The sequence below is a fragment of the Streptomyces sp. NPDC058579 genome (assembly GCF_042718575.1).
Lineage (GTDB): Bacteria > Actinomycetota > Actinomycetes > Streptomycetales > Streptomycetaceae > Streptomyces.
The window spans coordinates 1-20,749 of sequence record NZ_JBHXPI010000008.1 but is presented as its reverse complement, the minus strand read 5'-3'; the positions used below and the strand labels follow the sequence as shown (position 1 = coordinate 20,749).

The window sequence follows — 20,749 nt, the reverse complement described above, 5'->3', positions numbered from 1 at the left end:
GGGCCGAGCGGACCACACCACCCTCTTTTGCTAATGGAATCCATTTTCATATACGGTCTCGGGGACAGCACCGCCGCCGCCACACCCAGGAGATCCGATGGCCGTCCCCAAGCGGAAGATGTCCCGCAGCAACACCCGTCACCGCCGCGCGCAGTGGAAGGCGACCACCCCTCAGCTGGTGCCGATCACCGTCGACGGCTCGGTCTACCAGGTGCCGCAGCGCCTGGTGAAGGCGTACGAGCGCGGCCTGCTGCGCCCCGAGGGCTGACCCCATGGCCGGTACGAACGACGGGAGGCTGCCCGTCACCGTTCTCTCGGGGTTCCTCGGCGCGGGCAAGACCACCCTGCTCAACCACGTCCTGAGCAACCGCGAAGGCCTGCGCGTCGCGGTCGTCGTCAACGACATGAGCGAGATCAACATCGACGCGGCGCTCGTCCGCGGCGGCGGGGCCTCGCTCTCGCGCACCGAGGAGCGGCTGGTCGAGATGACCAACGGGTGCATCTGCTGCACCCTGCGCGACGACCTGCTTGAGGAGGTGGACCGACTCGCCCGGGAGGGCCGCTTCGACTACCTCCTCATCGAGTCCAGCGGTATCTCGGAGCCCATGCCGGTGGCGGCCACCTTCTCCTTCCCCCGCGACGACGGCGCCACCCTCGGCGATCTCGCCCGCCTCGACACCATGGTCACCGTCGTGGACGCCGCGAACTTCCTGCCCGAACTGGAGGGCGGCGACGAACTCGCCGCGCGCGGGCTCGACCAGTACGAGGACGACGAGCGCACCGTCAGCGATCTCCTCATGGACCAGGTCGAGTTCGCCGACGTCATCGTCCTCAACAAGCTCGACCTGATCGGCCCGGACCAGGCCGCACGGCTGCGTGCCACCCTCACCCGCCTCAACCCCGAGGCACGCATCGTGCCCGCCGTACGGGGCAAGGTCGCCCTCGAACAGGTCCTGGGCACAGGCCTGTTCGACGTCGAGCGCGCCCAACAGGCCCCCGGCTGGGTCAAGGAGCTCAACGGGGACCATGTGCCGGAGACCGAGGAGTACGGCATCTCCTCACTCGTGTACCGCTCCGACGCAGCCTTCCACCCCGGCCGCCTCTGGACCTTCGTCACCGAGGGCCTCGACAGCGGGACCCACGGTCGGATCCTGCGCTCCAAGGGCTTCTTCTGGCTCGCGACCCGCCCCCGCGTGACCGGCTTGTGGTCCCAGGCCGGCGCGGTCGCCCGCTTCGAGCCCTCCGGCGCCCGCGGCCCCGGCACGCAGCAAGGCCAGGAGCTCGTGTTCATCGGAACCGGCCTGCGCCCCGCCCCCTTGCGCGCCGCCCTGGACGCCTGCCTCCTCCGCCCGGACGAGCCCGTCCCAGCCGACGACGACTTCCCGGCCTGGGAGACGTACGGCATCGACGACGCCTGCGAACACGAACCCGCGGATTCAACGGCGGCCTGAATCAACGGGCTCGCGAAGCACTGAGGTGAGGCGGGGCAGCGGTCGTGCGCCGCGAGTGGCCCACAGCGTCACGGCGATGTAGAGGACCTGCTCCGGGACGCGCTGCCACAGCGGCGAGGCGGGCTCGCCGGCGAACGGGATCTCGGCGACGGCGGCGTGGATGTTCGCCGGCAGCATGACGACGAACAGCAGCGCCAAGCAGTAGCCGGCGGCACGGCGGGTCCGGCCGATGATCAACCCGACCGCGCCGAGGAGCTCGAGCACACCGGTGAGGTAGACCATCGCCGAGGCGAACGGTACGGCCGACGGGACCATGGCGACGAGGTCGCCATGGTTCGGCATGAACGTGGCCCCCGCCGGAACGAAGTGGGCGCTGGCGGTCAGGAACAGCATGACCGCGACCGCATGGGCCGCCGCCGCGGGCCAGGTGGCGAAGCGCTGTATGCCGAGCGCGCCGAGACCGCGCAGCAGGGCCAGCGAGGCGAGGAGAACGATCAGTGTCATTTTTTTCGCGCTCCGGATCTAGTGGGCCTTGTGGATCTAGTCCGATCTAGTCCGATCTGGCGGATCTAGCGGATCTAGTCATTGTCAAGTTCTTGAGTCGAACGTAAGCCCGGTGCGGTATCTTGTCAATGACAAGTTGAGAGGATCGCGCCTATGCGTAAGAGCGGATACCACCATGGAGATCTACGCCGGACGATCGTCGCCGCCGCCGTAGCGGCGATCGACGAGTCCGGTCTCGACGGGTGGAGCCTGCGCGAGCTGGCCCGGCGCGCGGGGGTCTCCCACGCGGCTCCCGCCCACCACTTCGGCGACAAGACCGGCGTCCTGACGGCCATCGCCACCGATGGGTTCACGCTGCTCGCCGACGCCCTGGAAGCCGCGGAGCAGGACTTCCTCGCCGCGGGCCTGGCCTATGTGGACTTCGCGGTCAACCATCCGGTCCACTTCGCGGTGATGTTCCAGCCGAGCCTCTACGCCGCGGACGACGAGGCCCTCCAGCAGGCGGAGACCCGCGCCGGCGACGTGCTCCGCAAGGGGGCGGGCGCGGCGGCCGCCGGCTCGAACGATGCCCCCGAGCACACCACGCTCGCCGCGTGGTCCGTCGCGCACGGCTTCGCGAATCTATGGATCAGCGGGGCGCTACGACCCGCACCCGGCGTCGACGCCGTCGACGCCGCCCGCCCTGTGCTGCGTACCCTGCTCAAACGGCCGTCGTGAGACAGCCCTCTCAGGTGGTGAAGCGGCGCCGGATGTCAGGGCGTTCGGCGAGGTGCTGGGGGTAGCCGGGGCCGAGGCGTGGGTGGGTGTCGTCGGCCGTCATCGGTTCCTTGCAGGAGGCGCAGACGACCTCGGCGTCGCCCTCGTGACCGCAGCGGTCGTGGTGGAAGACCACCGGCGGTCCCTGCTCGCCGCTGAGCCAGCGGTTGCCCCAGGTGTTCATGGCTGCCAGCACGCCGAAGAAGTCGCGGCCCTTCTCCGTGAGGACGTAGTCGTAGCGGACCGGCTCGTGCTGGTAGGCCTGCTTCTCCATGAGGCCTTCATCGACGAGGCGGCGGAGACGGTCGGTCAGGGTGTTGCGGGCGATGCCGAGCTCCTGCTGGAACGCGTCGAACCGCTTGATCCCGTAGAAGGCCTCCCGCAGGACGAGCGGCGTCCACCAGTCCCCGAGCATGTCCATGGTGCGCGCGACCGAGCACGGCCAGTTCGCGAAAGAGGTCCGCCTCATGGCCTCAGCATAGAGGTCTCATCGTTGGACTCAGCAGGTCGCGCACGTTCCTGAACTCGGTCCGCCCCGCTGGAGCCCACTCGATCCTTCGGCCTATCGGCCCTCATCCCCTTCCATCGCGCGTACCAGGTCGAGCGCTCGGCCCAGGGTGTTCAGCCGGGCTTCCAGGGTCTCGCCGGCGGGGTAGAAGCGGATGGTGTCGACGCCGGCGTCGCGCCACACGCGCAGCCGGTCCCTCACCATGTCCTCGGTGCCGATGAGCGTGGTGGCCAGAACCATGTCGTCGGTGACCAGGTCGGCCGCCCCGTCCCGGTCGCCGGCCTGCCAGCGTTCGCGGACCTCGGCGGCGACGTCGGCCCAACCCTGGCGGCTGTACGCGTTGTTGTAGAAGTTGGTGCTCGCGGAGCCCATGCCGCCGAGGCTGAAGGCCAGTTCCTTCTTCCGGCCGGCCACCATCGCCCGCAGCGCGTCCTCGTCCTCGGCGAAGGCCACCTCGGCGCCCTGGCAGATGTCGAGGTCCGCGCGTGAGCGGCCGGAGGCGGTGAGGCCCGCGTCCAGGTGGTCGAAGTAGGCCTCCTTGGCACCCTCGGGCACAAAGCTCGTACCCAGCCAGCCGTCGGCGATCTCGCCGGTCAGGTGCAGCATCTTCGGCGAAAGGGTCGCCAGATGGATCGGGATGCGGTGCTCGGAGCGGACGCCCAGGCGCATGGGCTTGGCATCCCCGCCGGGCAACGGGATCGTGAACTCCCGCCCGGAGTACGAGACTTTCTCCCCCGCAGCCGCCTGCCGCACGATCTCGACGGTCTCCCGCATCCGTGACAACGGCCTGTCGAAGGGCACGCCGTGCAGCCCTTCGATCACCTGCGGGCCGGACGGGCCGAGCCCCAGGAGGAAGCGTCCCTGGGAGATCTGCGACAGGGTGATCGCCGCGCGGGCGATGGCCATCGGTGTACGGGTGGCGAGCTGGATGATCCCGGAGCCGAGGAGCATGCGCTCCGTCTTGGCGGCGAGATACCCCAACGGCGACGGCGCCTCCGCGCCCCAGGCCTCCGCCACCCAGCAGATGTCCAGGCCCAGCATCTCCGCCTCGGTGACGAAGTCCACCGTCTCCTGCCAGTTGGCCCCGGACGCCTCGACCGTGGTCGACGTACGCATCACACATCCGCCTTTCCGGACTCTTCCGCAAGCTGCTTGATCGCCGTGAGGGTGGCGCCGATATTGGTCTCGAACTCGCGCATCCGCACGAAGACGATCTTCTGTTCCTTCTCCGGCATGCGGTCGATCGCGACGGACAGACCGGAGCGGCCCGGTCCCAGCTGCATCCACTGCCGCAACAGCGTTCCGCCGTCCTCGGGTTGGAGGGTGAACCGCCAGATGGCCGCCGGTTGTTCGGGGTCGTCGGGCAAGCCCTCGACCGCCCAGGCGAACACCCTGGGCGGCTCGCACTCCACGACGCGGGAGGTGGTGGCCCATTCACCCAGCGCCTCGTGCCTGCTGCAGCCCAGGAAGCGGGCCCCAGGCGCGGGTTGCGTTCCGCCGTCCAGCCACTGCACGGACTGCAGCTCCACGCTCAGGCGCGGCATCAGCTCGATGTCGGAGACCAACTCCCAAACCCGTTCCGGCGGGGCGGCGATCCAGATCGGCACCTCGACGGTCGGCTTGTCCGCGTAGCGTGCGCCTGTCCACTCCATGGCCTTGCTGCCTCCTCGTTCCGGAGTTGAACCGCTTTGCGGGCCGGGCGAGTTCGAACTGCTCGCCGGCGGGCGCGAAGCGCTTCGGGGGAAGTCCACGGCGCCCAGCATCGACTAGTGAGTCTATCTACGCAACTGTTCTGGTCATTCGCTTACCGAAGACATGAAGAGGACAGCGAACGGGGGCGACGCGGCGCGCGTCGCCCCCGTTCGTCCTCCGGTTTCAGTGCGGGCTGCTCACCGAGCCTGCGGACGCGCCTTCGGCGCGGACGGCCTCGGCGTCGGCGCCGCTGTGTCGTTCGGCCCACGTCACGAGCGCCGCCCGGCAGGCGTGGTCGAGGTGGTGGACCCCGGAGAGGTCGAGGACCACCCGGCGGTCGGTCGGAAGGGCTTCCAGGCTGTCGAGTATCTGGGGCAGCCGAAGGAAGGTGACGGTCCCCTGGAGCCGTACGCGTACCGAGCCGCGCCCGTCGTCGCTGTGCTCGATCCGCAGGTGCGAAGCTTCCCAGGCAGCCTTCGCGACCGACAGGACGAGGCCGATCAGGACGCCCTCGAACATGCCGACCGCGACGATTGCCGACGCCGTCGCCACGAGGACGACGGCCTCACCCCGGTGACGGTGCCAGAGTGTCAGGACCCCCTTGAACGGGATGAGTTTCCAGCCGGCGTGCACGAGGATCCCGGCCAGCGCGGCCAGCGGGATGTACGCGAGGACGGCGGGCAGCAGGGCGACGAAGAGCAACAGCCAGACGCCGTGCAGGACTCGGGACGCCTTCGTACGGGCACCGGCCTCCGCGTTGGCCGAGCTGCGCACGATGACGGCGGTGAGCGGCAGGGCGCCGAGCAGGCCGCACAGCGCGTTGCCCGAGCCCTGGGCGACGAGCTCCTTGTCGTAGTCCGTTCGCGGTCCCGAGTGGAGCCGGTCGACCGCCGCCGCGCTGAACAGCGACTCGGCGGAGGCGATCAGGGCGAACGCGAGGACTGTGCCGAGGAGGGCGGGATCGGCGAGGGACGAGAGGGCTTCGGCGCCCGGCAGGTGGACAGCCTCCAGTACGCCGCTCACCCGCACGGTCTCCACCGGGAGGCCGAACACGGCGGCCGCGAGGGCGGCAAGCAGGACCGCCACCAGGGCGCCGGGCACCGCCCGGGCCCGGCGCGGCATCCGCCGCCAGCCGACGATGACGAGGACGGTGCCGACCCCGAGGGCGAGCGACACGAGGGCCGTACGGCTGCCCAGCGCATCGACCAGGGCGCCCGGCAGGCCGGTGAGCTTGTCGAGACCGGAGTCCGGGGCGGGCAGGCCCGCCGCCGCGTAGAGCTGCCCGGCGATGATGACCAGGCCGATGCCCGCGAGCATGCCCTCGACGACGGAGAGGGAGATCGCGCGGAACCAGCGGCCCCACCGGAGCAGGCCCATGGCGATCTGCAGCAGACCGGCCACCAGCACGATGACTCCGAGCGCGGGGAGGCCGAAGGCCCGGACCGCCTCGAGGACGAGCACGGTCAGGCCGGCGGCCGGGCCGGAGACCTGGAGGCTGCTGCCCCGCATGAGGCCGGTGACGATTCCGCCGACGATGCCGGTGATGAGGCCAAGTTCGGCGGGGACGCCCGAGGCGACGGCGACGCCGAGGCAGAGCGGGAGGGCGACGAGGAAGACGACGAGCGAGGCGGCGAAGTCCTGCCGCAGGAAGGGCAAGGTGAACGGGAAGGAGGAGGGGCGCGGCATCCGGACGCCCCTCCTCACAGCGCCTCGAAGGCGTCGGCCTCGGAGCGGTACCCCAGGAGGACGACGTACTCGGTGGGGGCGGTATCGGTCGGGGACTGGCCCGCGGCGCGCGGGGCGAACTCCTCAGGGCGCTGTCCGAATCGGCGGGCGTTGTCGATGAGGGGCTGCATGAATGATTCCTCCTGGCGCGCCGTGGGGGCGCGTCGGGCTGACAGGTCGGCGCAGGGTGGTGCCGCCTGTCAGCAGAGGAAGACCTGGAGGGCGGAGGAATCGTGGGCGGCGAGCGGTCTCGGCCGGGCGTCCGGGCCGCCGGTGCGGCCGGCCGACGGGTCCGTGAGCGCCGGGGCGGTGCGGGTGACGAGCGGCGGCGGGCCGGGAGGGCCTGCGGGCGCGGTGACGGCCCGCCGCCGGTCGCGGTGGAGGACGGAGCCCCTGGGGGCCTCGACCTCGCCGCCCCCGGCATGCGCGGCCTCGTACGCCGCGGCTGGCGTGGCCTGCTGGAGCTGGGGCGCCGCGAGCCCGGCGGCGTGGGTAGGCAGGACCCATGTACCGCCGAGGAGGGCGAGGACGAGAAGGAGGGTCGCGCGCAGGGCCACGGACGCGCGGCAGGACGACATCGCGAACGCTCCTCCCTACGGTCACACCATCCTCAGACTTCGCCAAAGCAAGCCCAAGGGCGAGTCAACGAAGAGTAATGCGCCCACGTGGAGGGCACGGCGCAACACCCACGCCGTACGAAGGTTTTCGAATGGAATCAGCCTGATGTTGACGCGAACGGCAGCGTCGGAGGCGGGCCACGCCCGAGAGTCCGTCAGGTCGAGCCCGGCCTCACTTCAGGTGCCGGCCGAAGAACCGGTTGCCGTCGTCCACCTCGAAACCACGGGGTGCCGGTGAATGGTGACCGGCACGGGCCCGCTCGCCGGCACCGGAACGAGCCCGGTCACCGCACCCGGCGGCGTCGATGGACGCCACCGCGTATCCGTACGCCGCACACCGCCGGACCCGGTGAAAACCAGTGGTGGATCTGCTGCCCGGGCATCACGCTGAGCAGCACATTGCCGTGTTGAGGAGGATGCGATGGGTGGGCCTTCGGTAGGGCTGTGGCTGATGGAGCAGCGCAGTGCCCTCGATGTCCTCCCGTGGCTGGAGAGCTTCTGTGAAGTGCGGGTGGAGAACGACGAATCGCTTGAGTTCCACGTCATTCGGCCTGCGGCGATCGGACTTGGGGAGCTGGACGGACCGCCCGGACCGTTTCATCTTGGTCCGGAATCTCTGGAGGACTACCAAGAGCTGGGGTTCCCCGGGCTCGCCAGGCCACCCGTTGCCGAACTGGGGCTGCTCTCCTACTGCTCAGGGCGGGAGAACCACCTGGTCCTGGGGCACCTCGCTCTGGCTCTGGCCGACCTTTTCGACGCGCTGATCGACTTCTGCGGCATGCTCGGGTACCGCTTCTCCCTCCACGACGTCGATGCCGAGGAGGAGGCCGTACGCCTTGCGGAGGCCCGGGCTCTGGTGTCCTCGCTGCCGGGCCGCGTCTGGGAGATGCCCTACGCCGCCTACGGCGGTGGCTGCTGGTACAGCCACGTCGGCGACGGGAACTTCCTGAGGGCTTGGCTCGGCCACCCCGAATTCCGCATGATCAAGTAGCGACGGTAGCTGCCCCTGCTCAACTGCGCGCGCCGACCAGCCACTCCACGACGTCCGACGCCGTATACGCCTCGCCGTGAGCGCTGAGGTCGTTCAGGAAGTCGAGGTCCTGGCCGAGGGTGACGACCGGGGGCTCGACCGTGCCGCCCGGGCGGCGTTGGCCGAGGCCTATCGTGGCGAGGAGGCCGTTGCACAGGCAGAGCTTGCCGTCGGTGGTCGCGGGGTCGCCGCCCTTGCGGGCGTATGCGGCCTCGGGCTCGGCGGGGCAGCGGTAGCCGATGCCGCCCTTGGGGGTGCGATAGGGCGTACGGAGGTAGGCGAGGTCGCAGACGCGGCGGCGGTTCTCCGCCACCGTGGGTTCGGAGAGGGTGCCCGGCAAGTCGGCCACCTTGAAGGGGAAGGCGGTCGGGGACGCGGACGGGTTGTTGCGTACCTTCAACGCGCCCTGCCGCGCACGGGACGTGACCTCCGTACGCAGTTCCGCCGTCATGCCGGAGTCCTCGCACAGGGCGAAGGCGCTGCCGACCTGCACCCCCGCCGCACCCGCCGCGCGCGCCGCGGCGAGCCGCTCGGGGTGGGCGACACCACCCGCGAGCCAGTACGGGATGCCTAGCGCGCTCATCTTGGCGAGGTCGGGCATGTCGCGCGGGCCGTAGATCGGGTTGCCGTCGTCGTCCAGCGTGAGCGCACCTCGCGGCGGGGCGCTGTGGCCGCCGGCACCGTGGGTTTCGATGACGAAGCCGTCGGGCTTGGTGGCCTCGTCACGGGCGAGGTACGAGGCGAGGACGGGCAGCGAGACGATGGCGAGCACGTCGGGGCGCTTGAGCCCCGCCACCACGTCCGCGCCTAGGCTCCCGGCCACCACTTCCGCGCCTGGGTTCCCGGCCACCGCCACGTCCGCGCCTGGGTTCCCGGCCGCCACATCCCCGCCCAGACCGCCGGCCGCCACATCCGTGCCGACGGCCCCGGCAGGTGTCGGTCGCGCGCCGATTTCCACCTCCTGCACGCGGCGGTCCTCGCCCTTGCGCACCTTGCCGGCACCCCCGCACTCGCACGGCCCGTCGCCACCGCCACCGCCGCACTCGGACTCGGACTCGGCCGCCGGAGCCGACAGTTCCGTCGACAGCAGCGCTCGCGGGTCGAAGCGGTGCTCGTACGCCGCTTCGTCCCCGTCGACCGCGATCTTCACCGTCACGGGCTCGGCGCGCGACAGCCGCGTGGCGAGGTCGGGAATGTGCCCGGGGACACCGGCGCCGACGAGCACGTGGTCGACGCCGGCGAGGATGGCGCCGAACAACGCGGGTGCGAGGGCGAGTTGGATCTTCTCCAGGTAGTTCACGCCGACGAGTCCGTCGTGGCCCTCCTTGGCAAGCCACACCTCGACGAAGTTACCGATCACGGTGAGCAGGTCGGCCGCCTCACCGCGTTCGACGCGCAGCATCGGCTCCGTGAGGAAGCGTTCCCCGTCGGCGAGGCCTCCGGGTACGTAGTAGCGCTCCAGGACGGCCGCCGCGAGGGCGGGCACCGGGAAGGCGGCCAGCGCGCGGCGGACGTCGCCGCCGGCGTCGCCGAGCTGGAGCCTGCGGGCCAGGACGGCGCCGAGCGCGGTGCCGGAGACGACGCCGAGCTGTCCCGTACGGGAGACGGCGCGCGCGAGCTGCCAGCCGGAGACACCCACCCCCATGCCGCCTTGGATGACCTGGGGCAGTGCTGTGTTCGTCGTCGGCATGGGGCTCTCATCGCTCTCGACTCGTAACCTACGGAACCGTAGGTTCTCCTCTCCTCATTGTTCGGCATATGAGGGGAGGAGCATGGGCGTCGAACGGCCCCACTGGGCGGGACCAATGGCCCTCGGGGCCGCCAGAGGCCCTATCCGTACGCGACCACCACCGCGATCAGCAGCAGTACGGACAGCACCACCTCCACGGCCCCCACCACCGCCGGCCTCATCCTTCCGAGCCGCGGCATCACCAGCGCCCTGGCGAGGCAGAGGGCGAAGAAGGCCGTGAGCCAGGGTGAGAGGCAGAGCGAGGCCACCGCGAGCACTGCGACGTGGAAGAGGGCCGACGCCCATCCGTACGCCCTGCTGTCGCGCTCGCGGATCATCGTCTTCACGTACCAGACGGTCCCGGTGAAGTAGAGCAGGCAGGCCAGTGCGGGAAGGCCTGCCTGCCCCCACGTTCCCCCGCCCAGCAGCACCGCGACCGGCAGCACTCCGCACGCGGGCACCACCGCGACGAGCCCGTTGACCAACGCTCGCTCACGGTTGGCCCGCGCGTACCAGCAGTTGACCGCGAGGAACGGCAGAGCACAGGCGGCGGCCAGCAGCAGCCAGGGTGCGTGGACGACGAGTGCTGCCGCGAAAGGCGCCAGGGTCGCCCCGAAGACGAGGGCGGGGCGTGTATGGCGGCCGGCGGCCCGGGGGTTGCGGGAGTGGCGGCGCAGGCGCAGCCACTGCTGGGCGTGGAAGAGGGCCATGTACGTCAGCAGCCACGCGGCCAGCAGCACGGCGTGCCAGGGGCTCGGCTCTGCCATCAGCGTCCCCGCGAGGAGCGGCACGAGCAGCATCGCCCAGGCGCCGTGCTGTTGGGGGAGCCATCGGCGCAGGGCACGCGAAGCCATCCAGTCCATCCCATCAGGTGCGTTGTCGATGCGCCGTGCCGAACCCTCACAGTCGTACGGGCGCTGCGTCTCAGGCTGACTGGTCGGCCGTGCGGCGTGCAGGTGCTGTTGGCCCGCCGTCGAGGGGCGAAGGTCCTGCCGGTGAGGTGACCGGGGTCCCATCAGGCGGCTTCCGTACGCCCCCGGGCCCGGAAGGTTCCTCCATTGGGCCCGGGGTGACGGGACCAATGGCGGCAAAACCCCTCACATGCCGCTCATAGGCTCACTAGATCGTGGTCCTTGCGGCGCTCATGCCCGTCGAGCACGACCCAGGCGCATTCGCACATGCTCATGAGGAGTCCCGTTGCAGAAGAAGCAGGGCGGTGACCCCGCCGACCTCCTGATCAAGGCCGGACGGTTCTTCAGCCGCGACACGGTCTCGGACGACCTGCGGACGGTGACGCGCACCGGCGGCCGTGAAGGCGAGTCGTTCTACCGGGACCGCTGGAGCCACGACAAGGTCGTGCACTCGACGCACGGTGTGAACTGCACCGGCTCGTGCCGTTGGAAGGTGTACGTCAAGGACGGCATCATCACCTGGGAGACGCAGGCCACGGACTATCCGAGCGTCGGGCCGGACAGTCCGGAGTACGAGCCCCGCGGCTGCCCGCGTGGCGCTTCCTTCTCCTGGTACACGTACTCGCCGACCCGCGTGCGCTATCCGTACGTGCGCGGTGCCCTGTTGGAGATGTACCGCGAGGCGAAGAGGCGTCTGAAGGATCCCGTGCTCGCCTGGGCGGACATCCAGAACGACCCCGAGCGGCGCCGCCGTTACCAGAAGGCGCGGGGCAAGGGCGGCCTGGTGCGGGCGAGTTGGGACGAGGCCGTGGAGATCGTCGCGGCCGCGCACGTCCACACCATCAAGCGGCACGGGCCCGACCGCGTCGCCGGCTTCTCGCCGATCCCCGCGATGTCGATGGCCTCGCACGCGGCCGGCGCCCGCTTCCACTCGCTGATCGGCGCGCCGATGCTGTCGTTCTACGACTGGTACGCCGACCTCCCGGTCGCCTCACCTCAGGTGTTCGGCGACCAGACCGACGTACCGGAGTCGGGTGACTGGTGGGACGCGGCGTATCTGATGATGTGGGGCTCGAACGTTCCCGTCACGCGGACCCCGGACGCCCACTGGATGACCGAGGCGCGCTACCGCGGCCAGAAGGTCGTCGCCGTGTCCCCCGACTACGCGGACAACACCAAGTTCGCCGACGAGTGGATGCACCCGCATCCCGGAACCGACGGCGCGCTCGCGCTGGCCATGGGGCATGTGGTCCTCAAGGAGTTCTTCGTCGACCGGCAGACGCCGTTCTTCACCGACTACGTGCGCCGGTACACCGATCTGCCGTTCCTCGTCACCCTCAGGGAATCGGACTCCGGTCTCGTCCCTGACAAGTTCCTCAACGCCGCCGACCTCGGCCAGGACGTCGAGAACGCTGAGTGGAAGCCCGTCCTCCTCGACGACGCCACCGGAGAGCCGACGGTCCCCAACGGGACGCTGGGCCACCGCTGGAGCGACGGCGACAAGCCCGAGTGGAACCTCGACCTCGGCGATGTCGTGCCCCGGCTGAGTCTGTACGAGGACGGCGGCGACGGCGCCGAAGGTGACCGCGCCGAAGTCGTCCTCCCCCGCTTCGAGGAGGGCGCGCCCGGCACCGTGACACGTGGTGTGCCCGTGCGCCGCGTCGGTGGCCGGCTCGTCACGACAGTGTTCGACCTGATGCTCGCCCAGTACGCGGTCGGCCGCCCGGGTCTTCCGGGGCACTGGCCCACCTCGTACGAGGACGCGACGACGCCCGGCACCCCCGGCTGGCAGGAGACGCTGACCTCCGTGCCCGCCGCCCAGGCCGTGCGCGTGGCGCGCGAGTTCGCCGACACGGCGGAGCGGTCGAACGGCCGCTGCATGATCCTGATGGGCGCCGGCACCAATCACTGGTTCCACTCGGAGACCATCTACCGCGCCTTCCTTGCCCTCCTCACCCTCACCGGGTGCCAGGGGCGCAACGGCGGTGGCTGGGGCCACTACGTCGGCCAGGAGAAGTGCCGCCCCGTCACCGGCTGGGCGACCCTCGCCGCCGCCTCCGACTGGTCGCGTCCGCCGCGCCAGATGATCGGCGCGGGCTGGTTCTACCTGCACACCGGGCAGTGGCGCTACGACACCCTGCCCGCCGAGTCCCTGGCCGCGCAGACGGGCGAGGGGCGCTTCGCGGGGATGACGGGCGCGGACTGCCTCGCCGCGTCGGCGCGCATGGGGTGGATGCCCTCGTACCCCACGTTCGACCGCAATCCCCTGGAGCTCGGCGCGGGTGAGGACCCCGTCGCGGACGCCGTGCGGGAGCTGAAGGCGGGCACGCTGAAGGTCGCCGCCGAGGACCCGGACGCCCCGGAGAACTGGCCTCGTGTGATGACCGTGTGGCGGGCCAACCTGTTCGGCTCCAGTTCCAAGGGCAACGAGTACTTCCTGAAGCACCTCCTTGGAACGCACTCCAACCTGCCTGCGGACGGCCCTCGTTGCAGCCCTCGCGACATCCGGTGGCGGGACGAGGACGTCGAGGGCAAGCTCGACCTGCTGCTCTCGCTCGACTTCCGGATGACGTCGACGACGCTGCTTTCGGACGTGATCCTGCCGGCGGCCACCTGGTACGAGAAGCACGACCTGTCGTCCACCGACATGCACCCCTTCCTGCACGCGTTCACGCCCGCCATCGACCCGCCCTGGCAGGCCCGTACCGACTACGACGCGTTCCTGACGATCGCCCGGCGCTTCAGCGACCTGGCGCGCGAGCACCTCGGCGTGCGCAAGGACCTGGTCGCCACCGCTCTCCAACACGACACCGCGGGCGGGGAGATGGCGCAGCCAGGTGGCGTCGCCCGCGACTGGGCGCGCGGCGAGTGCGAGCCGGTGCCCGGCCGCACCATGTACAACCTGACGGTCGTGGAGCGCGACTACGGCGCGGTCGGCGAGAAGTTCGCGGCGCTCGGCCCGCTCGTCGACACCCTCGGCGTGACGACGAAGGCGGTCACCTTCGACGTCGGCGAGGAGGTCGACCATCTGCGCGCGAAGAACGGCGCGGTGCGCGGCGGCGTCGCCGACGGCCGGCCGCGCCTGGACACGGCGCAGCGCGCCTGCGAGGCGATCCTGAGCCTGTCCGGCACCTCGAACGGTCGCCTCGCCACCCAGGGCTTCCACACCCTGGAGGCCCGTACCGGGCAGGAGATGGCGCACCTGGCCGCCGAGCACGAGGGCAAGCGCATCACCTTCGCCGACACCCAGGCCGCTCCGGTGCCGGTCATCACCTCACCTGAGTGGTCCGGCAGCGAGTCCGGCGGCCGTCGCTACACCGCCTTCACCATCAACACCGAGCACCTCAAGCCCTGGCACACGCTCACAGGCCGCCAGCACTTCTTCCTCGACCACGACTGGCTGCACGAGGTCGGCGAGGCCCTGCCCGTCTACAAGCCACCGCTGAACATGCACCGGCTGTACGGAGAGCCCGAGCTCGGCTCGGTGACCGACGGCCGTGAGGTGGCGGTGCGGTTCCTCACCCCGCACAACAAGTGGGCCATTCACTCCCAGTACCAGGACAACCTGTACATGATGACGCTCGGCCGCGGCGGTCAGACCGTCTGGATGTCGCCGCAGGACGCCGAGGCGATCGGGGTCCGGGACAACGAGTGGGTGGAGGCCGTCAACCGCAACGGTGTCGTCGCGGCCCGCGCGATCGTCTCCCACAAGATGCCGCCCGGCACCGTCTACATGAACCACGCCCAGGAGCGCACGGTCGGTGTGCCGAAGACGGAGAAGACAGGCCGCCGCGGCGGCATCCACAACTCCCTCACCCGGATCATGATCAAGCCCACCCATCTCATCGGCGGCTACGCCCAGTTGTCGTGGGCCTTCAACTACCTGGGCCCGACGGGGAACCAGCGTGACGAGGTCACCGTGATCCGCCGTCGCAGCCAGGAGGTCGACTACTGATGCGTGTCCTCGCACAGATCGCGATGGTCATGAACCTCGACAAGTGCATCGGCTGCCACACCTGTTCCGTCACCTGCAAGCAGGCGTGGACCAACAGGCGCGGCACCGAGTACGTGTGGTTCAACAACGTCGAGACCCTGCCCGGCCAGGGCTATCCGCGCCGCTGGCAGGACCAGGAACGGTGGAAGGGCGGCTGGGAGCGCACCCGCTCCGGCCGGCTGCGCCTGAAGGCGGGCGGTCGCCTGAAGCGGCTCGGCACAATCTTCGCCAACCCGGACCTGCCGACGGTCGACGACTACTACGAGCCCTGGACGTACGAGTACAAGAACCTGACCGACGCCCCGGCAGGCGACGACATGCCCGTGGCGCGCCCGTACTCACAGACGACGGGCCGGCCGATGGACACCATCGAATGGGGCCCCAACTGGGACGACAACCTCGGCGGCGCCCCCGAGCACGGGCCGAAGGACCCGCTCGTGGAGCAGGTGCGCGACCAGGTCGGCGAGCGGATCCGCTTCGAGTTCGAGCAGAGCTTCATGTTCTACCTGCCGCGGATCTGCGAGCACTGCCTCAACCCGGCGTGCGTCTCCGCCTGCCCGTCCGGCGCGATGTACAAGCGCGAGGAGGACGGCATCGTCCTGGTGGAGCAGGACCAGTGCCGCGGCTGGCGGATGTGCGTCAGCTCGTGCCCGTACAAGAAGGTCTACTTCAACCACGCCACCGGCAAGGCCGAGAAGTGCACCTTCTGCTTCCCGCGCATCGAACTGGGCATGCCCACCATCTGCTCCGAGACCTGCGTGGGCCGCATGCGCTACCTGGGCGTGATGCTGTACGACGCCGACAAGGTCGCCGAAGCCGCCGCCGTCGAGGACGAACACGACCTGTACCCGGCCCAGTTGGAGTGCTTCCTCGACCCGCACGACCCGGCGGTCGCCGAGGCGGCGCGGGCGAGCGGGATCACCGACGATTGGCTCGACGCCGCGCGCCGCTCCCCCGTCTTCGACCTGATCCGCACCTACCAGGTGGCGCTGCCGCTGCATCCCGAGTACCGCACCATGCCCATGGTCTGGTACGTCCCGCCGCTCTCCCCGGTGGTGGAGGCGGTCGCCGCGACCGGTCACGACGGCGAGGACCCGGGCAATCTGTTCGGCGCGATCGACAACCTGCGCATCCCCGTCGAGTACCTGGCCGCACTCCTCACGGCCGGGGACACCTACCCGGTCGAGGCGGTGCTGCGGCGGATGGCCGCGATGCGGGCCCATATGCGCAGCCGCAACCTGGGCGAGGAGCCCGATCCGGCTATCGCCGCCGCCGCACGACTGACGGGCCAGGAGCTGGAGGACATGTTCCGGCTGCTCGCCGTGGCCAAGTACGAGGACCGTTACGTGGTCCCCTCCGCGGCGCGCGCCGACGCGGACGCGCTGGCCGACTCGCATCCGCTGGCCGACTCGCACCCCCTCGACGACTCGCGTCCCCTCAACGACTCGCATTCTCTCGACGGCGACTGCCCCGTGGCCTCCGCCCCCGCCGAGCCCGTCCTGCTCAACCTCTCCAGGACCCGGAGGTCCTCATGACACCGCACGCACGGATCCGGCTCGCTGCCGCCCGGCTGCTGGTCCACCCCGACGAGCAGCTGTACGGGGAACTGCCCCTCCTGCGGGAGCTGACCGCGCAGGTGGAGGTGCCGGAGCTGGCGCGGTTCCTGGCCTTCGTGGAGGGTGAGCGGCCTCTGGACCTCGCCGCGCACTACACATCGGTCTTCGACACCCGCAACCGCCGCTGTCTGTACATGACGTGGTGGACCGACGGCGACACCCGCAACCGCGGCCTGTCCCTGGTGCGCGTCCAGCGCGCCTACCGCGACCGCGGCCACCACTTCGACGGCGGCGAACTCCCCGACTTCCTGCCCGTGATGCTGGAGTTCGCGGCCCTGGAGGAGGAGGCGGGCACCGCACTCCTCCAGGAGCACCGGGCCGGCCTCGAACTGCTCCGGCTCGCCCTGACCGACCACGGCACGCCGTACGCGCTCCTCCTGCAGGCGGTCAGCGCCACCCTCCCCGGCCCCTCACCCGCCACCCGTGAGGAGGCGAAGGCCCTGGCCCGTCAGGGGCCGCCTCGCGAGAGCGTCGGCCTCGAACCCCTCGGCCCCGGCGTCGACCTGCCCTGGCCCCGGCTGCCCGAAAGGACCTCGGCATGATGGACCTGCTGCTGTGGGGAGTCCTGCCCTACACCGTCCTCGTCCTGCTCGTCGCGGGCCTGGTGTGGCGGGGACGCCACGACCGCTTCGGCATCACCACGCACTCCTCGCAGCTGCACGAGTCGCGGCTGCTGCGGATCGGCTCGCCGCTGTTCCACTTCGGCATGGCCTTCGTCGTGGTCGGCCATGTCGTGGGCCTGCTGATCCCGCAGAGCTGGACCGACGCCGTGGGCGTCGACGACCACCTGTACCACCTCGTCGCCGTGAGCACCGGCGCCCTGGCGGGCATAGCGGCGATCGCCGGCATCGGCATCCTCGTCTACCGCCGCCTCACCGTGCCGGGCGTGCGCCGCGCGACGCTGCGCAGCGACCACCTGATGTACACGGTCCTGATCGGTGCGATGCTGCTCGGCCTGACCGCCACCGTCCTCAACTCGGTCGGGGCGACCGGGGAGTACAACTACCGCGAGGGCATCTCGGTCTGGTTCCGCTCCCTGTTCGTCCTCCAGCCGGACTACGCGCTGATGGCCGGCACCCCGCTCGCCTTCAAGCTGCACATCCTCTTCGGCTTCGCACTCATCACCCTCATCCCGTACTCGCGCCTGGTCCACATGTTCACGGCGCCGGTGCGCTACCTGTTCCGGCCGTACGTCGTCTACCGGCGCCGCGACCCGGAGCAGCAGGCCCAGCGCCCGAAGCGGCGGGGATGGGAGCGCGTCTCATGAGCCGAGCCATCCGCACACCGCGCCACAGCGTCGCGGAGAGACCCTTCATCGTCATCTGGGAGACGACCCGGGCGTGCCCCCTCGCCTGCCACCACTGCCGCGCCAGCGCCCAGCCGGACCGCGACCCCCGCGAACTCGACGCCGCCGACGCGCGCGCCCTCATGCTCCAGATCGCCGAATTCGGCCGCCCCGCACCGCTGTTCGTGATCACCGGAGGTGACCCGTTCCAGCGGGAGGACCTCAACGAGCTGATCTCCTACGGCACCTCGCTCGGGCTGCGCATCGCCGTGTCCCCCTCGGGGACTCCCACCCTGACCCGCGCCAACCTCGCCGCCGTACGCGACGCGGGCGCCGTCGCCCTGTCGTTGTCGGTCGACGGGTCCGACGCCGCGCGGCACGACGCCTTCCGCGGTGTCGACGGCGTGTTCCAGTGGACCATCGACGCGTGGCGGGCCGCCAGGGAACTGGGCCTGAAGGTCCAGATCAACACCACCCTCACCCGGCACAGCCTCGACGACCTCGCCGACATCGCGGCCCTCGTACGGCGCGAGGGCGCCATGCTGTGGTCGGGATTCCTCCTCGTGCCCACCGGCCGCGGAGCCGACCTGGACGCGCTGACCCCGCAGGAGGTCGAGGACTCCCTGCACTTCCTCTACGACTGCGGATCCGTCATCGCGACGAAGACCACCGAGGCCCATCACTTCCGGCGCGTCGTGCTCCAGCGCACCCTCCACGACCAGTGCGGAACCCGGCCCGCACTCGGCCCGCTGCACCGCCGGCTCACCGCCCGGGCCGCTGCGCCTCTTCGACGGGCCCCGCCGCGGCGTCCGCAGGCCGCCCATGGACGTGTCGTCGGGACGCGGCTTCGTCTTCGTCTCCCACACGGGTGAGGTGCACCCGAGCGGCTTCCTCCCCGTGTCGGCCGGAAACGTCAAGGACCGGCCCCTCACCGACCTCTACCGCAGCTCCGAGCTGTTCACCTCACTGCGCGAGGTGCGGAACCTGCGGGGTGCCTGCGGGAATTGCGAGTTCAACCGGCTGTGCGGCGGCTCCCGGTCGCGTGCGCACGCCGTCCACGGCGACCTGTTCGCCACCGATCCTTGGTGCGCCTACGAGCCCGGCACCTTCCCCCATCAGACCGAACTGCAGGAGGTGCTCGCGGAATGCGCACCGTGACCGTCATCGGCGGAGGCATCAGCGGCCTCGCCGCGGCCTGGGCCCTGCGCGACACCGCCCGCGTGGTCGTGCTCGACACCGCGCCCCAGGTCGGCGGCAAGCTCCGTACCGGACGCGTCGCCGGCGTACCCGTCGATCTCGGCGCGGAGTCGATGACGGCGATGCGGCCCGAGGCGGTACGCCTCGCGGAGGACGTCGGCCTCGCCGACGCGCTGTGCACACCACGGCCCGCGCCGGTCACCGTCTGGAGCCGTGGCGCCCTGCGCACCATGCCACCCGGGCACGTCATGGGCATCCCGACCCGGCTCGACGAACTCGCGGCCTCCGGCCTGCTGTCCGACCACGGGATGGCACAACTGCGCCGCGCCGAGGAGCTCGTACCCCCGACGACGTCGGCCGATGTGGCCGATGTGACTGTGGGCGAATATCTGACGCCCCTACTGGGCGAGGAGGCGGTGGAGCGGCTGATCGCACCGCTCCTCGGCGGCATCCACGCAGGTGATGTGAACCGCCTGTCGCTCGCCTCGGTGATGCCCCAGCTGGCCGCGATCGCCCAGGACGGTGAGCCGCTGCTCGCCGCACTGCGCCGCAAGCTCTCCACGGGCGGGGACGCACCGCGCCCCTCGCCGGTACGGGGCGTCGCCGGAGGTCTGGGCCACTTCGCACAGGAGGTCGCGCGGGCTTCGGGCGCCACGGTACTGACCGGCACCACGGCCCTGGCGTTGGACAGCGAGCCGCGCGGAGCGAGCGGTTGGCGTACGCACGCGGCGACGGCCGACGGTCTCCTCACCCTCGACTCGGACGCCGTGGTCCTGGCCCTGCCGGCCCACGGGGCCGCACCTCTGCTCCGGCCGCACGCCCCCCTCGCCGCCGAAGCCCTGGCCGGGATCGACCACGCGACGAGCGCGGTGGTCACGCTCGCGTTCAGCCGGGACGGGACGACACCCGGCCCCCTCACCGAACGCAACGGATTCCTCGTACCCCCCGGCGAGGGAGCCGCCGTCAAGGGCGCCACCTTCCTGTCCACGAAGTGGAGCTGGCAGTCCGACGCCGCACCGGACCTGTTCCTCCTGCGCGCGTCGCTCGGCCGGGCGGGCAACGACACGGTGTCGTCACTCACCGACACCCAGCTGCTCCGGGTGACCGTGCAGGACCTGACCGCGGCGATCGGCCCGCTCGGCAGCCCGCTCGCGACAGAGGTGACCCGCTGGGACCGGGGCCTCCCCCAGTACCACGTGGGCCACAGCGAACGCGTCCGGCGCATCCGGGGCGGCCTCGCCGGGCATCCGGGCCTGGCCGTGTGCGGCGCCGCCTACGACGGGGTCGGCGTCTCGGCGTGCGTCGCGAGCGGCTTCACGGCGGCGCGGGTGGTGATGGTCGGGCACTGAGGTCGTCGGAAACGCGGCGGGCCCCGCTCCTCCGAGGGGAGGGCGGGGCCTTGCGGGTGCTGCGGGTGCTGCGGGTGGTGCTGGTGCGGCTGGGAGTCGGTGGGTGACTCTTAGTACCAGCCGTTGGCCTGCCAGAAGGCCCAGGCGGCGTTGGGGGAGCCGTAGCGCTCGTTCATGTAGTTGAGGCCCCACTTGATCTGGGTGGCGGGGTTGGTCTTCCAGTCCGAGCCGGCGGAGGACATCTTGGAGGCCGGGAGGGCCTGGACGAGGCCGTAGGCGCCGCTGGAGGAGTTGGTGGCGGAGGGGTTCCAGCTGGACTCGTGGTTGACGATCTTGCTGAACGACGCGTACTGCGAAGCCGGGACGATCTTCTTCGCGATCTCCT

Annotated in this window: 19 protein-coding genes and 2 pseudogenes; 12 read left to right on the top strand and 9 right to left on the bottom strand. The window is 70.8% G+C overall.

Features of this window, described 5'->3' with window-relative positions; all coding sequences use genetic code 11:
- The first annotated feature begins 97 nt into the window (after positions 1–97).
- The 4 genes and pseudogenes from rpmF (at position 98) to ACFWRO_RS13045 (ending at position 2,672) form a co-directional block, all read left to right on the top strand.
- Entirely contained in the window at positions 98–268 is a 171-nt protein-coding gene (gene rpmF / locus ACFWRO_RS13060) for a 50S ribosomal protein L32 (protein WP_007267665.1), read from the top strand.
- A 4-nt stretch (positions 269–272) separates the two neighbouring features.
- A complete protein-coding gene (locus ACFWRO_RS13055; protein ID WP_384508626.1) occupies positions 273–1,451 on the top strand; it encodes a GTP-binding protein in 1,179 nt (392 codons plus the stop codon).
- A 124-nt stretch (positions 1,452–1,575) separates the two neighbouring features.
- A pseudogene (locus tag ACFWRO_RS13050) lies at positions 1,576–1,656 on the top strand (hypothetical protein); the annotation flags it as partial.
- A 452-nt stretch (positions 1,657–2,108) separates the two neighbouring features.
- A complete protein-coding gene (locus tag ACFWRO_RS13045; RefSeq protein ID WP_384508623.1) occupies positions 2,109–2,672 on the top strand; it encodes a TetR/AcrR family transcriptional regulator in 564 nt (187 codons plus the stop codon).
- Positions 2,673–2,682: 10 nt separating this feature from the next.
- On the opposite strand, the gene ACFWRO_RS13040 is transcribed toward ACFWRO_RS13045, so the two are convergent.
- From ACFWRO_RS13040 to ACFWRO_RS13015, 6 genes and pseudogenes are all read right to left on the bottom strand, one after another.
- Positions 2,683–3,180 carry a winged helix-turn-helix transcriptional regulator gene (locus ACFWRO_RS13040; RefSeq protein ID WP_384508620.1) on the bottom strand — a complete coding sequence of 166 codons (498 nt, stop codon included), beginning with the start codon at positions 3,178–3,180 and terminating at the stop codon, positions 2,683–2,685.
- A gap of 93 nt (positions 3,181–3,273) precedes the next feature.
- A complete protein-coding gene (locus tag ACFWRO_RS13035; RefSeq protein ID WP_384508617.1) occupies positions 3,274–4,335 on the bottom strand; it encodes an LLM class flavin-dependent oxidoreductase in 1,062 nt (353 codons plus the stop codon).
- Entirely contained in the window at positions 4,335–4,871 is a 537-nt protein-coding gene (locus ACFWRO_RS13030; protein WP_384508614.1) for an SRPBCC family protein, read from the bottom strand. Before ACFWRO_RS13030 ends, ACFWRO_RS13035 begins: the two co-directional genes overlap by 1 nt.
- Positions 4,872–5,094: 223 nt before the next feature.
- Positions 5,095–6,597 carry a SulP family inorganic anion transporter gene (locus ACFWRO_RS13025; RefSeq protein WP_384508611.1) on the bottom strand — a complete coding sequence of 501 codons (1,503 nt, stop codon included), beginning with the start codon at positions 6,595–6,597 and terminating at the stop codon, positions 5,095–5,097.
- An 89-nt stretch (positions 6,598–6,686) separates the two neighbouring features.
- Positions 6,687–6,767, bottom strand: a pseudogene (locus tag ACFWRO_RS13020) (carbonic anhydrase); the annotation flags it as partial.
- 69 nt (positions 6,768–6,836) lie between these two features.
- The gene (locus ACFWRO_RS13015) at positions 6,837–7,214 is read right to left on the bottom strand and encodes a hypothetical protein (RefSeq protein WP_384508609.1); all 378 of its coding nucleotides are present in this window, start codon (positions 7,212–7,214) and stop codon (positions 6,837–6,839) included.
- 460 nt (positions 7,215–7,674) lie between these two features.
- Here ACFWRO_RS13015 and ACFWRO_RS13010 point away from each other — a divergent pair, with 460 nt between their 5' ends.
- On the top strand, positions 7,675–8,244 hold the full coding sequence (locus ACFWRO_RS13010) for a DUF6368 family protein (protein WP_384508606.1): 570 nt from the start codon (positions 7,675–7,677) through the stop codon (positions 8,242–8,244).
- Positions 8,245–8,263: 19 nt separating this feature from the next.
- On the opposite strand, the gene ACFWRO_RS13005 is transcribed toward ACFWRO_RS13010, so the two are convergent.
- Entirely contained in the window at positions 8,264–9,973 is a 1,710-nt protein-coding gene (locus ACFWRO_RS13005) for a nitronate monooxygenase (RefSeq protein ID WP_384508603.1), read from the bottom strand.
- A 140-nt stretch (positions 9,974–10,113) separates the two neighbouring features.
- A complete protein-coding gene (locus ACFWRO_RS13000) occupies positions 10,114–10,866 on the bottom strand; it encodes a YwiC-like family protein (RefSeq protein WP_384508600.1) in 753 nt (250 codons plus the stop codon).
- Between the two features lie 343 nt (positions 10,867–11,209).
- On the opposite strand from ACFWRO_RS13000, the gene ACFWRO_RS12995 reads away from it, so the two are divergent.
- Genes ACFWRO_RS12995 through hemG form a run of 7 tightly spaced genes read left to right on the top strand, consistent with a single transcriptional unit; the run spans position 11,210 to position 20,364 of the window.
- Positions 11,210–14,878, top strand: coding sequence for a nitrate reductase subunit alpha (locus ACFWRO_RS12995; protein WP_384508597.1), 3,669 nt, complete (start codon positions 11,210–11,212; stop codon positions 14,876–14,878).
- Entirely contained in the window at positions 14,878–16,452 is a 1,575-nt protein-coding gene (narH, locus tag ACFWRO_RS12990) for a nitrate reductase subunit beta (RefSeq protein WP_384508594.1), read from the top strand. The genes ACFWRO_RS12995 and narH overlap by 1 nt, the downstream gene beginning before the upstream one ends.
- Positions 16,449–17,075 (top strand): nitrate reductase molybdenum cofactor assembly chaperone, encoded by a 627-nt coding sequence (gene narJ / locus ACFWRO_RS12985; RefSeq protein WP_384508591.1) that lies wholly within the window; start codon positions 16,449–16,451, stop codon positions 17,073–17,075. The genes narH and narJ overlap by 4 nt, the downstream gene beginning before the upstream one ends.
- Positions 17,075–17,800 carry a respiratory nitrate reductase subunit gamma gene (gene narI / locus ACFWRO_RS12980; protein ID WP_384509182.1) on the top strand — a complete coding sequence of 242 codons (726 nt, stop codon included), beginning with the start codon at positions 17,075–17,077 and terminating at the stop codon, positions 17,798–17,800. Before narJ ends, narI begins: the two co-directional genes overlap by 1 nt.
- Entirely contained in the window at positions 17,797–18,690 is an 894-nt protein-coding gene (locus ACFWRO_RS12975) for a radical SAM protein (protein ID WP_384508588.1), read from the top strand. Before narI ends, ACFWRO_RS12975 begins: the two co-directional genes overlap by 4 nt.
- Positions 18,641–18,976 (top strand): SPASM domain-containing protein, encoded by a 336-nt coding sequence (locus ACFWRO_RS12970; RefSeq protein WP_384508585.1) that lies wholly within the window; start codon positions 18,641–18,643, stop codon positions 18,974–18,976. Before ACFWRO_RS12975 ends, ACFWRO_RS12970 begins: the two co-directional genes overlap by 50 nt.
- Positions 18,964–20,364: a protoporphyrinogen oxidase gene (gene hemG, locus ACFWRO_RS12965; RefSeq protein ID WP_384508582.1), complete on the top strand. Its 1,401-nt coding sequence runs from the start codon at positions 18,964–18,966 to the stop codon at positions 20,362–20,364. Before ACFWRO_RS12970 ends, hemG begins: the two co-directional genes overlap by 13 nt.
- Positions 20,365–20,474: 110 nt before the next feature.
- On the opposite strand, the gene ACFWRO_RS12960 is transcribed toward hemG, so the two are convergent.
- The coding region (locus ACFWRO_RS12960; protein WP_384508579.1) for a transglycosylase SLT domain-containing protein at positions 20,475–20,749 on the bottom strand (275 nt) is incomplete at its 5' end.

What these genes read in the sequence shown, in the direction of transcription:
- ACFWRO_RS12975 (WP_384508588.1), top strand. Translation starts at nt 17,797, where the DNA reads ATGAGCCGAGCCATCCGCACACCGCGCCACAGCGTCGCGGAGAGACCC.
- rpmF (WP_007267665.1), top strand. Translation starts at nt 98, where the DNA reads ATGGCCGTCCCCAAGCGGAAGATGTCCCGCAGCAACACCCGTCACCGC.
- ACFWRO_RS13035 (WP_384508617.1), bottom strand. Translation starts at nt 4,335, where the DNA reads ATGCGTACGTCGACCACGGTCGAGGCGTCCGGGGCCAACTGGCAGGAG.
- ACFWRO_RS13055 (WP_384508626.1), top strand. Translation starts at nt 273, where the DNA reads ATGGCCGGTACGAACGACGGGAGGCTGCCCGTCACCGTTCTCTCGGGG.
- narI (WP_384509182.1), top strand. Translation starts at nt 17,075, where the DNA reads ATGGACCTGCTGCTGTGGGGAGTCCTGCCCTACACCGTCCTCGTCCTG.
- ACFWRO_RS13040 (WP_384508620.1), bottom strand. Translation starts at nt 3,180, where the DNA reads ATGAGGCGGACCTCTTTCGCGAACTGGCCGTGCTCGGTCGCGCGCACC.
- ACFWRO_RS13005 (WP_384508603.1), bottom strand. Translation starts at nt 9,973, where the DNA reads ATGCCGACGACGAACACAGCACTGCCCCAGGTCATCCAAGGCGGCATG.
- ACFWRO_RS13015 (WP_384508609.1), bottom strand. Translation starts at nt 7,214, where the DNA reads ATGTCGTCCTGCCGCGCGTCCGTGGCCCTGCGCGCGACCCTCCTTCTC.
- ACFWRO_RS13030 (WP_384508614.1), bottom strand. Translation starts at nt 4,871, where the DNA reads ATGGAGTGGACAGGCGCACGCTACGCGGACAAGCCGACCGTCGAGGTG.
- hemG (WP_384508582.1), top strand. Translation starts at nt 18,964, where the DNA reads ATGCGCACCGTGACCGTCATCGGCGGAGGCATCAGCGGCCTCGCCGCG.
- narJ (WP_384508591.1), top strand. Translation starts at nt 16,449, where the DNA reads ATGACACCGCACGCACGGATCCGGCTCGCTGCCGCCCGGCTGCTGGTC.
- ACFWRO_RS13010 (WP_384508606.1), top strand. Translation starts at nt 7,675, where the DNA reads ATGGGTGGGCCTTCGGTAGGGCTGTGGCTGATGGAGCAGCGCAGTGCC.
- ACFWRO_RS13045 (WP_384508623.1), top strand. Translation starts at nt 2,109, where the DNA reads ATGCGTAAGAGCGGATACCACCATGGAGATCTACGCCGGACGATCGTC.
- ACFWRO_RS13025 (WP_384508611.1), bottom strand. Translation starts at nt 6,597, where the DNA reads ATGCCGCGCCCCTCCTCCTTCCCGTTCACCTTGCCCTTCCTGCGGCAG.
- narH (WP_384508594.1), top strand. Translation starts at nt 14,878, where the DNA reads ATGCGTGTCCTCGCACAGATCGCGATGGTCATGAACCTCGACAAGTGC.
- ACFWRO_RS13000 (WP_384508600.1), bottom strand. Translation starts at nt 10,866, where the DNA reads ATGGCTTCGCGTGCCCTGCGCCGATGGCTCCCCCAACAGCACGGCGCC.
- ACFWRO_RS12970 (WP_384508585.1), top strand. Translation starts at nt 18,641, where the DNA reads ATGGACGTGTCGTCGGGACGCGGCTTCGTCTTCGTCTCCCACACGGGT.